Source organism: Microbacterium sp. NPDC058389, assembly GCF_042722305.1.
Taxonomy (GTDB): domain Bacteria; phylum Actinomycetota; class Actinomycetes; order Actinomycetales; family Microbacteriaceae; genus Microbacterium.
This window is the reverse complement of sequence record NZ_JBHXJQ010000015.1, coordinates 84583-95744: the sequence shown is the minus strand read 5'-3', so window position 1 is coordinate 95744 and position 11162 is coordinate 84583. Positions and strand designations below refer to the sequence as shown.

Annotated in this window: 6 protein-coding genes; 3 read left to right on the top strand and 3 right to left on the bottom strand. The window is 68.5% G+C overall.

Annotated features, from left to right (window positions below; genetic code table 11):
• Positions 1-152: 152 nt before the first annotated feature.
• The 3 genes from ACFWJ8_RS17170 to ACFWJ8_RS17160 form a co-directional block, all read right to left on the bottom strand.
• On the bottom strand, positions 153-1589 hold the full coding sequence (locus ACFWJ8_RS17170) for an ABC transporter substrate-binding protein (RefSeq protein ID WP_378813813.1): 1437 nt from the start codon (positions 1587-1589) through the stop codon (positions 153-155).
• Between the two features lie 80 nt (positions 1590-1669).
• On the bottom strand, positions 1670-2542 hold the full coding sequence (locus ACFWJ8_RS17165) for a carbohydrate ABC transporter permease (RefSeq protein WP_378813811.1): 873 nt from the start codon (positions 2540-2542) through the stop codon (positions 1670-1672).
• Positions 2539-3492, bottom strand: coding sequence for a carbohydrate ABC transporter permease (locus ACFWJ8_RS17160; protein ID WP_378813809.1), 954 nt, complete (start codon positions 3490-3492; stop codon positions 2539-2541). Before ACFWJ8_RS17160 ends, ACFWJ8_RS17165 begins: the two co-directional genes overlap by 4 nt.
• 445 nt (positions 3493-3937) lie before the next feature.
• Between ACFWJ8_RS17160 and ACFWJ8_RS17155 the strand changes: the two genes are divergently transcribed.
• Genes ACFWJ8_RS17155 through ACFWJ8_RS17145 form a run of 3 tightly spaced genes read left to right on the top strand, consistent with a single transcriptional unit; the run spans position 3938 to position 11162 of the window.
• Positions 3938-6904 carry a family 78 glycoside hydrolase catalytic domain gene (locus ACFWJ8_RS17155; protein WP_378813807.1) on the top strand — a complete coding sequence of 989 codons (2967 nt, stop codon included), beginning with the start codon at positions 3938-3940 and terminating at the stop codon, positions 6902-6904.
• A gap of 38 nt (positions 6905-6942) precedes the next feature.
• Positions 6943-9222, top strand: a complete 2280-nt coding sequence (locus ACFWJ8_RS17150) for a beta-galactosidase (protein WP_378813805.1) — start codon at positions 6943-6945, stop codon at positions 9220-9222.
• Positions 9222-11162, top strand: a complete 1941-nt coding sequence (locus ACFWJ8_RS17145) for a penicillin acylase family protein (RefSeq protein WP_378813803.1) — start codon at positions 9222-9224, stop codon at positions 11160-11162. The genes ACFWJ8_RS17150 and ACFWJ8_RS17145 overlap by 1 nt, the downstream gene beginning before the upstream one ends.

Genomic DNA, 11162 nt, shown 5'->3' with positions numbered 1-11162 from the left:
CTATTTTTTATTTATACGGCGACCACCGTTATTTACACGTGCTTTGTCGTGGGCAGCGTCTGTTGTTTATAAGAGACAGAACGTCGATTGCGGGTGGGGAACGTGGGGGGTGCCACGGCGGAACGGATCCGCCGCGGCACCCGCCCGGGGTGTCAGCGACTGGGGTTGACCGCCCAGTCGTCGGTCAGCCCAGCCTGCTCCACGCCTTCCTTGGCCCAGCCGACCCACCCCTCTTCGAGGTAGGCGAGCTGCTCCTCGAGCGAGCGGGTACCGAGCAGGTAGCCCTCCCAGCGGTTCGTCCCCGAGTCCGCTGACGGCGCGTTCGACCCGATGTTCACCAGGCGCGGCTTGGCCCACTCGCCCAACAGCAGCGGCGCGAGCCCCTCGGACGCGGTCGAGGCATCGCTGGTCGCCGGGATCGAGTTGGTCGCTGCGACCCAGTCGCCATTGGTCTGCGGCGCAGTCGCGAACTGCAGGAACTTGATCGCGGCATCCAGCTTGTCACCCTTGGTGGTGGCGGGGATCATGTAGCTGGTGCCGCCGGCGACAGCGCCGTAGCGAGCAGCCGAGCCGTCCGACAGCGACGAGTCCGACTTGGTCACGCTCGGGAACGGCATGCTCGACCACTCCCAATCGACGTCGGCGAAATTCGTGAGCGCGAAGTTGGTGCCCCACGCCATCGCGGCGTCGCCCGAGAGGAACTCCTCACCGCCGACGAACGTGGCCGACGCGGCGACACCCGACCAGTTCGGGGTGGCGCAGGTGTCGAAGACCTCCTTGAGCATCTTCACCGCCTCGGCGACCTCGGGCACCTGCGTCGCGTCCAGCTCACCCGTGAGGATTGCGCGGGCCAGCGACTTGTTCGAGACCGTGGTCGAGGTGCCGTCGGTGCCGTCGGGGGCGTACACGTTCCACTCCTCGCCGTACTTGTTGAGCAGGTTCGACAGCAGCGTCTCGGACGTCCACCCGGTGCCGAGGGTGCCGCTGTCCATCGCGAGCGGGGTGTACCCCGCGTCGCTCAGCGCGGTGCAGGCGGTGAGCAGGTCGTCGATGCTCTCGATCGGAGTCGTGACGCCGGCCTTGTCGAGCGCCTCGGTGTTGTAGAACAACCCCGTGGTGACGAGGTTGAACGGCACCCAGTAGAGGTTGCCCGCCGTGTTGCGCTGTGCGTCGCCGTAGGCGTCCGGGTTGAATCCGTCGAGCCAGGTGTCGGCGTCGGGGTTGTACGGGTTCGGCTCGGCAAGGTACGGGTCGAGGTTGACGACCAGCGACGGGTCCGACGGCGCCGGCTGGTTGAAGATCAGCTCGGGTGCGGTGCCGGCCGTGAGCTGCGTCGACAGGGTGTCGGCGAAGCTCGAGATCGGCAGCACCGTGGTCTTCACCTCGATGTTCGGTTCTGCCTTCTCGAAGGCGGCGACGAGGTCTTCCCACTCGGTGCCGAAGGTATCGGACTGGGTGTTCCACTGGTTGGGGCCGGCGAGCGTGATGACGACCTTGTCGCCGTCTGCCGAGCCGCCGCTGGCCGTGCAGCCGGCCAGCGCGATGCCCGCGATGGCGACGGCGGCAACGACGCCGGTGGTCCGCGTCACTGCTGACCTGTGCGGTGTACGCATTTCTCTCCTTCGATGATGCTGTGTGGTGCTGGATGGTTCCGCGGCGGGATGCCGGGTCAGTGCGATCCGGGGAGTCCGCCCTGCACTCCCGCCAGGAAGTAGCGCGAGAAGAAGGTGAACAGGATCAAGAGTGGGAGGCTCGCGATGAGGTAGCCCGCGAACATGGGTCCGAAGTCGGTGCCCGACTGGCCCTGGAAGAACAGCAGGCCCACCGAGACGGTCCGCAGGCTGTTGTCGGTGACGGTGAGCAACGGCCAGAAGAAGTCGTTCCAGACGCCCTGGATGGTCACGAGCAGGACGGTGCCGATCACCGGAAACGACAGCGGCAGAACGATCGAGCGGAACAACCGGGTCGGTCCTGCACCGTCGAGCATCGCGGCCTCGAAGATGGACTGCGGGATGCCTTCGATGTAGCTGCGCATGAGGATCGTGCCGAGCACGGCGCCGCCCGCGATCTGAGGAAGGATCAGCACCGCCATCGTGTTCAGCAGCTGGAAGTCGCGCATCATCAGGAACAGCGGGATGAGGCTCGCGATGCTGGGCACCATCATGAGGGCGGCGATGAGCGTGTACAGCAGAGTCCGGCCGGGGAACCGGAAGCGGGCGAACACGAATCCGGCCAGCAGCGAGACAGCGATGATTCCGACCGCCGATACGACGGCCACCGTGAGAGAGGCGACGAGGTACGGCTGGACCTGGACCCAGGCGGTGCCGAAGTTCTCCCAGTGCAGGGGGAACGAGATCGCCCAGAAGCTCTGGTTGTACTGCTGGTTGGTCTTGAGTGCGGTGATCAGCATGAACAAGTACGGCGCGAGACCGAGGAGCGCAAGCACGGTGAGGCTGATGTGCACGCCGGTCTGGCGACGGCCGCGGCGGATCACGATCCGCTCGCCAGACGGAGTGGTGGGCGCGGTGGCGGCAAGGGTCATCGGATGCTCCCGGTCTTCTCGGACGCGTCGCGGCGTCGGGCGAACATCACGACGACGCTGAAGGCGAGCGTGATGAGGAAGAGGGTGGTCGACAGCGCCGCCGCGTACCCCCACTGCCCGCCCTGGAAGGCGACAGCGAGGATGCGCAGGATCGGTACGACGGTCGCGTTGTCGGGGCCGCCGCCGGTGATGACGTAGGCGACGAAGCCGTACTGCAGTGTGCCCACGACGGCGAGGAAGACCAGGATTCGCACCTGACTCGCCATCAGCGGCAGGTCGAACAGGAAGACCCGGCGAATGCGTCCCACCCCGTCGAGCGCGGCGGCCTCGAAGATCTCTTTCGGGATGTTCTGCAGGCTTGAGTAGATGATCAGGAACGGCAGTCCGGCGATGAACGGGAACCCGACGAACAGCAGTGACATCAGTGCGGTGTCGGGGTCGCCCGCCCAGTTCTGTGCGAGATCGCCGAGTCCGATGGCCTCGAGAACCGCGTTGAATACGCCGTTGTTGGGGTCGTAGAAGAACTGCCACACCAGCGCGGTCACGATGCCCGGGAATGCCATCGGGACGATGAGCAGCGTGCGATACACGAACGCCGACCGCTCGTGTTTGAGAGTGATGAGCAGTTCCGCTGCCAGCAGCGGGAAGATCCACATCACCGTGTTGAACACGAAGATGATCGCGAGATTCTTGAACGAGTCCCACCACACCTTGTCGTCGAGCATGCGGAGGTAGTTCTCGAGCCCGGTGAATGTCGAAACGGTGGCCGGCTTCCAGTCCCAGAACGAGAAGAAGATGCCGTTCGCCGCGGGGTAGAACTGGAAGACGCCCAGCACCACGAACACGGGCACCAGTGCCAGGTAGACCCCGATCCACACGCGCCGACGGGTTCGGCGGCGGCGGACAGGTTCGGGCGGCTGCTCGGCATCCGAGATCGCGTCGACCTCCATCGGGGTCAATGGTTGTTGGATCACCGTTGGCACGTCTGCCTCTCGTCGCTGAGTTCGCCTGAGTGATTCCCAAGCTGTAAATCGATTCATTCCTAATCGGTGTCCACAGGCTTGTCAAGCGCGGCCAACGAACGAACTGAGACGATTCACACCCAGGAGTGGAGCGGACTGTCCGTTGAGAGTTGCGCGAGCAGGTTCGGAGTGAAAGCATTCACTTCACTACTCGCAACGCTGAAAGCAACGACGCATGACACTCGAGCAGGACCGGCCGACAACGGCCCCGTCCCCCCACACACCGCAGATCGCGCCACGGCGGATCTTCGACCTCCGCGTCGACGGCCGTGCTCCGAACGGTCGCGACAGCGGGTCTCGCGGAGTCGACATCGCCGTGCGCCGACACCCGCGATTGACCTGGCAGGTAGAAGGGGTGACGGCGGCTCACGAAGTGGTGGTCACAGATGGCGCCGGTGAGGTCGTGTGGACGTCGGGCGCTGTCGCGGCGACGGCGGTGACCGTCGAGACCGTGGTGGCAGTGCTGCAGCCGCGCCGGCGGTACGACTGGGCGCTCCGCGTGCGCGGCGCCGACGGCACCTGGACGCCGTGGGCCTCGTCCGCGTTCGAGACCGGCCCCGCAGATTTCTCGGACTGGACGGCGTCGTGGATCACGCTGCCGGCGCGCACTCGACTGCGTCGCACCTTCGCGCTCGGCTCGCCCGTCGACCGGGCACGCGTGTATCTCACCGGGCAGGGCCTGGTCCGCGCCGAGCTGAACGGGACGGCCGTGAATGCCGACCATTTGGATCCGACGCGGACGGATACGTCCCGGGCCCTCTACCGGGTCTACGACGTGACCGACCTTCTGACCGACGGCCTGAACACTCTCGAATTCGTGGTCGCCGCCGGCGAGTGGAAGCGTGCCGGCCTCGACCCGCGGCTGCTGGCAGAGCTCGTCGTCTGGCATGCGGACGGCACCTCGACCACGATCGTGCCGGATGCTTCGTCGACGACGGCCGGCAGCCGGATCGCGGTCGACGAGCCGTTCTACCTCGAGCGTCACGACCCGCTGCGCGAGGCACAGCCGGAGTGGCGCCGGCTCGCCTCGACAGCCTTCCTTCAGCCCGACGGCAACGCGTCGTCGCATCCGGCTTCGCCGCCGGCGCGCGTCGAGGCCGACGCGACGCCACCGACCCGAGTCGTGTCGCGCCGACGTCCCGTAGAGCTGAGCCGAGGCGGCGGCATCCGGCTGTTCGATGTCGGCACGAACGTGGCAGGCCGCACCCGGCTCGAGCTGTTCGGCGCGCTCACGGCGGGCACGGTGGTCCGGCTCGTCCACGGCGAGCACGTCGGCGCCGACGGCCGCCTCGACACGACCAACCTCATGATGCCGTTCGACCACGGCCGCGAACGGCAGGTCGTCGAATGGGTGTCCGCCGGCGTGGCCGGCGAGGTCGTCGAAGCGTGGTTCGCGTACCACGGCTTCCGGTACGTCGAGGTGCAGGGTGTCGCCGATGATCTGGAGCTCGACATCAGCGTCGGTGCGCTGCACACCGATCTGGCGCCGAATGGCGGCATCCGCAGCGACAGCGACACGATCGGCGCGCTGCTGACGAGGGCGGAGCGCACGCTTCTCAACAACGTGCACGGCGTTCCCGAAGACTGCCCCACCCGCGAACAGGCAGCGTGGACCGGCGACACCGCTTCTGTCGCAGAGTATGAGCTCGCGGCCTTCCACAGCGAGAACTTCCTCTCGAAGTGGATCCGCGACCTCGTGACCAGTCAAGGCTCGGATGGCGGGCTTCCGGCCGTCGCACCCGACGTGCGCTCGCCACGACTTCCGGCCGACCCGGTATGGGGTGCGGCACTGCACCGCCTGCTGATCGGGCACTGGCTGCACTATGGCGACGCCGAGCTGGTGCGCGAGGTGCTGCCGGCACTGCGGCGATGGGCGCGCTTCCAGCTTGCGTGCATCGGCCCAGACGGAGTCATCTCGCGGTCCCCGATCAGCTACGGCCACGACTGGCTCGGCCTCGAGCAGACGCCGCCCGAGGTCCACCACACCGCCGCGACCATCGACTGCCTGCGTGCGCTGGTTCGCCTGGAAGCGGACTTCGGCGACGCGGATGCCGCGGCCACGTGGTCGAGGCACGCGCACCGTCTGCAGGCGGGGGCACGCTCGCGCTTCTACGACGAATCCCGCGGAGTGTTCGCGAACGGGTCGCAGGGAGCGTATGCGTGCGCGATCGACGCCGGGATCCTCACCGGCCCCGAGGCCGAACGCGCGGCGCAGCGGATTGAAGACGACGTGCGCGCCCGCGGCAACCGCATCTCGGGGGGCTTCGCCACGACCCGCACGATCGTGCGCGCGCTGGCGTCGACCGGACGCTCGCAGGTGATCGCCGACATGCTCGAACAGCCGACCGCGCCAGGGATCGGCGCGATGCTGGCATCGGGTCCCGGCACCTTCTGGGAGTGCTGGTGGATCGACCCCACCAACACCGGCACGGGCTCGCTGGATCATGTCGGTCTCGGCGGTGTGTTCGCGGGATGGGCGTGGGAGTTCCTCGCCGGACTCACCCCCACCTCGGGCGGCTACCGCAGCTTCGACATCGCGCCGCAGTTCGTCGCGGGGGTCGAGGAACTCGATCTGCACACCGAGACACCGGTGGGCGGCATCCGCTTCGCCTATCGAATCTCTGGGGATGCCGCGGACTGCCGCCTCGACGTGCCCCACGGCGCCGTGGCGACCGTCGTCGACGGACAGTCTGCCCGTGAGTATGCGGGCGGACACCACGAGTTCTCGCTCCCGGTGCGCCGGACGGCCGCCGTGGCCCCGCCGGCGACCGAGCCCTGGGTCGCACCCTCGATCGCGCCCGTCGCGGCCGATGTCACCGGTCCGCGTGACCTGCTCACCGACGCGCTCCGCTCATCGACCGCGAGGCCTGCCGACAACTCCCGTCTGACCACGCTCGCCGGGCTCAACTGCATGCCGATCCCGCACGCCCAACCCGCCGGGGCCGTCGTGGAGGTGACGCCGGTCGGCCAGGGCCCCCGCCCTGCCGTGCGGATCGACTTCTCGGATCCGCTCGACGGCGGCGACGCATCGTTCGCCTACGCGCTCGTCGATCTGTGCGATGACAGATGGCAGCCGGGGTCCCTCCCGCGGCTGCGCGTCATCTCGACCGACGGGTCGGCACGGCAGGCGACGGCGGCGGCATGGCCAGCCGGCTGGGTCCGGGTCGCCGTCGACCTCGACGACTGGCCTGGTCGGTCGTCGATCGCAGCCGTGGAGATCTCGACCGAAGCTCCGCCCACCGCGGACGACGATCCCGTCATGCCCCGCAGCGAGGACGAGCTGACCGGCGGATTCCACCTCGGCGAGGTCGGGATCAGCACGGCCCGCCGCACCTGGTGATCAGCAACCCGACCTACGTCACACCGAGAGAGGCATCGATGCCCGACACCCTGATCGAATTCCGCGCGGAGACCGCGGGACTCGCCCCCACCGCGCTGGAAGGGTGGGGCGCGACCAGTCCCGATGGCCGGCGCCTCGGCGCGAACAATTACCATCTGACGCTCGACGACGAGCCCTTCCCAGCCGTCTCGGGCGAACTGATCCTGCAGCGCTACCCCGCCGACGAGTGGCGCGACGCGCTCCTCGCGATGAGGGACGCCGGCTGCACCATCGTCTCTTCGTACCTGTTCTGGGGACTCGTCGAGCCCCGCGCGGGCGAGTTCGACTTCACCGGAGCGAACGACATCCGTCGCTTCGCCGAGCTGTGCGCCGAGCTGGGTCTGCTGTTCGCGCCACGCATCGGCCCCTTCGACAACTCGGAGTACCTGCTCGGGGGCCTGCCGCCCTGGCTGTACGGGATGCCGCTGGTCGAGCGCTCGAACGACCCGCTGTACCTCGAGCGCGTGCGCCTCTACTTCGAGAAGGTGGCGGAGCAGCTCCGCGGACTCTACTGGTCCGACGGCGGCCCGATCGTGATCGTGCAGCTGGAGAACGAGCTCTCGCACGCACCGAACGACTGGCGGACGCTGTTCGGCTACACCGCGACCGACCACCGTGGCCCCGAGGACGGCGCGTCATTCGGCGCGCACATGTCGGCGCTGCGCGAGACAGCGGTTCAGGCCGGGATCACGCCGCCGTTCTTCGCGATGACCGCGTGGGGGCTGCCGGACGCCGTCGGGTCGGAGGATTTCCTGCCCACGTACGGCGCCTACATGGACCTGCACCCGCAGCCCGGTGGCAACCATCTGCTCACGACGTTCCAGGGCGGCGAGTATCCCTACCTCGGCCAGCGGCCGACGGCGTTCTGCGAGCTCGGCACCGGTTCACCGGCCCGCGCGGACTATCGGTCGATGACCCCGGCGGGATCGGTGGCGACGACGGCGCTCACGCGGTTCGCATCCGTGGAGTCGCTCTTCCTGGGGTACTACCTGTACCACGGGGGCACGAACCCGGTGCGGGGCGACGGTTTCGGCTGGACGACGAAGGAGCCGAACTTCCCGCTGCGCTCCTACGACTTCTGGGCACCCATCAGCGAGTTCGGCGAGCGTCGCGAGTCCTTCGGTCGGCTGTTGCCCCTGAACCTCTTCGTCCGAGAGTTCGGCGCAGACCTCGCACGCACGCAGGTCGTCGAGCCGCAGCACCCCGTCACCGATCCCGACGATGACCGCCTCCGGACGATCCTCCGTGCCGACCACGGCACGGGCTTCCTCTTCTACACGAACTACGGCAACAACGTGCCGCTGCCTGATCGGGCGGACGTCCGATTCGAGGTTGCACTCCCGGTGCGCACCGCAGCGTTCCCCCGCCACTCGACGCTGTCCATCCGCAGTGGCGCTGCCGGCATCCTGCCGATAGGGCTGACGCTCGGAGCCGGGCTCACGCTGATCTCCGCCACCGCACAGCCGCTGGCCCGGATAGGCACCGACAGTTCGCCGACTCTGGTCTTCCATGCCGACGAAGTCGGCGAGGCGGAGTTCACCATCGCCGACGTCGGTCCCGCTGCCGTGACCGACGCAGAGCGCGTATTTGCGGAGGACGACGGCGTAAGCGTGGTCGTCGCCGTCGGCGCCGAGTTCCAGGTGCGCGGGCCCGCGGGCACGGTGACCATCGTCGTCATCCCGACCTCGCACGCTGAGTCGAGCGCGCTGGTGCCGACCTCCGCGGGATCGCGGCTCCTCACGGCCGATGCAGAGCTCAGCCGCCTCGACGACGCCGTTGCGCTCTCGCGGATCGTGCCCGTGGGCGCGGGCCCGTCGACGGCTGTGGTCCGCCGACCCGCGTCGGGCGACGACCTCGCCGTCACCCTCCCTGCTCCTGTCGCGGAGTCGCCGATCACGGTCACGTCGCTCTCGGAGGTTCGTGCGCTCCTCACCGCCTCGGACCCCGACGCCGACCTGGACGATCTCTGGATGGATGCCGCCTACTCCGGCGACATCGCGCGGCTCTTCGATGCCGCGTCCGGCCTGCTCGTCGGCGACGACTTCTCTCGCGGCATCCCGTGGCGTGTGAAGCTCGGCCGCTTCGCCGAACAGTTGCGCGGCGCCGGGCTCCAGTTGCGCGTCGAACCCGTCTCCACGCGCGTGGAGGTACCCAACGACGAAGGGATCCTGCTCGATCACGCGGAGCAGCCCGAGAGCGAGGCCAGGATCGACGCCCTCCGCTTCGCCCAGCGGGTGTCGCGCCTCGTCCCGATCTCCGACCTGTTCCCGGTGCGCTGATGGCCGACACCCGGGGCAGGGTAGAGGTGCGACGAGCACCGTCGGGGACGCCTCTCATCGAAGCCGACGACGAAGCTGCGGCCTTCTTCGGGCTCGGGTACGCGCAGGCGTGCGACGACCTGGAAGGGCTGATGCGACAGTTCCTGCTCGTGCGCGCGGAACTGTCGGTGGCTGACGCCGACGCCGGGATGCGCGACGACAACCAGCGGCGCTGGCGTGTGCATGAAGAGGCCCAGGCAGCATTCGAGACGCTTCCGGCCGAGATGCAGGCATGCTACCGGGCGTTCATGGCCGGCATCGCGGAGCGGCTTGCGGAGGTTCCCGACCTCGTGCCGTCGTGGGCACCGCCGCTGGACCCGTGGCTGCCCATCGGGGTGAATCGCACGGTCATGCTGTTCTGGGTGATCGCCGATGCGGTCGCGGCGCTGCGCGCGGCGGGCATCGAACTGCCGTCTGTCGTCTCCGAACTCGATCGCACACCGATGACACCTGGGTCGAATGCCTGGGTGCTCACCCCACCGCGCACCGTCGACGGGGCGACGATTCTCGTGAGCGACCCGCATCTGCCCTTCGGCGACGTCTACGCCATGCACGAAGCAACGATCGTCACGCCGTCGCTGCACTACACCGGCTTCACGTTCCTCGGCGCGATGCTGCCCGCACTCGCGCACAACGACGCGGTCGCGTGGGGATGCACCACCGGCGGGCCCCGTGTGTCGGACGCCTACAGGGTGCCAGACGGGGGTCAGCAAGAGGTGACGATCAACGGTCTCCGCTCGCCCGTGGTCGCCAGAGCGGACGGCTGGGCGTACGCGATCTGCAGCCCGTACACGGACGCGATCGGTGAGACGGAGTCGCAGCTGCTGGCGATGCTGCGCACCCGGTCGGTGGACGAGCTGCGCACGGTGCTAGAACGCCGCGCCTTCCCGCCGCAGAACATCCTCGCGGCCGACCGCGACGGCGCCAGCCTTTACGTGCGCACCGGACGGGTGCCCCGGCGAGCCGCAACCTCCACCGGCATCCTCGACCTCGCGCAGACATGGGACGGGTACCTCGAACCCGACGAGCTGGTGCACCTCGATGGCGCACCGTCGGGCTACCTGCAGAACTGCAACTCCGCCCCCGATACGGTCGCCCCCGAGATCCGCAGCGAGGACTGGCACGCCGACGCGTTCCATGACGCACCGGGCCGGCAGACCTCGCGCAGCGAACGGAGCATCGAGCTGCTCGCCGACGCGGTCGGTGTCGACGCCGTGCGCGTGACCGCCTGGGCGGTCGAGGACCGCTGGCCCGACACGCCACAGTGGCGAGCGGCGCTGGCGGCTGCGATCTCGTCCCACCCGGCGCGCGTCGCCTGCTGGGACGAGGAGCGCTCCTTGTTCGCCGACGACCTCGTCGCGTTCGACGGCAACGCGGCGCCCGACTCTACCTGCGCCACCGCGTGGCTGGCCTGGCGAACGGCGGTGGCTCGGACCCCCGAAGCACCGGATAGGCTCCGCGAACGCGTGGATGCGCTCGATCCGGAACTACTGCTCGACGCCGTCGAGCGTGCCGTCATCGATCGCCGACCCTACGGCGAGGTGCACCGCATGGCGTCCGGTGAACCGGGAAGAGGCGGCGCATTCATGGTCCGACCCCCGGCCAACGGTGACGTGCAGCCGTCGATGCAGGTTCCCCTTCGTGCCACGTACTTCAAGAACGGTGTGGCGTTCGCAGGTGGGCCCGCGCTGCGGATCGTCAGGTTCGACCTGACCGGAATGACGTCATGGAGTCTGCTGCTACCTCGGCGGGCGGCCGAGTTCTCGCGCGGTGAGGTGCTTCCGACGCCCTTCCGCGCTGCCGATACGACCCTCGAACGTTCCTTTCCGGCCGGGCCGACACCCGAACGGCAGCGGATTCGGCCACGCCACACCGCCGCGCATGACCGATCAGGAGGCTGA

Bases quoted from the DNA above. Each gene is read 5' to 3' on its own strand.
- ACFWJ8_RS17165 (WP_378813811.1), bottom strand. From the start codon at position 2,542: ATGACCCTTGCCGCCACCGCGCCCACCACTCCGTCTGGCGAGCGGATC.
- ACFWJ8_RS17160 (WP_378813809.1), bottom strand. From the start codon at position 3,492: ATGGAGGTCGACGCGATCTCGGATGCCGAGCAGCCGCCCGAACCTGTC.
- ACFWJ8_RS17150 (WP_378813805.1), top strand. From the start codon at position 6,943: ATGCCCGACACCCTGATCGAATTCCGCGCGGAGACCGCGGGACTCGCC.
- ACFWJ8_RS17145 (WP_378813803.1), top strand. From the start codon at position 9,222: ATGGCCGACACCCGGGGCAGGGTAGAGGTGCGACGAGCACCGTCGGGG.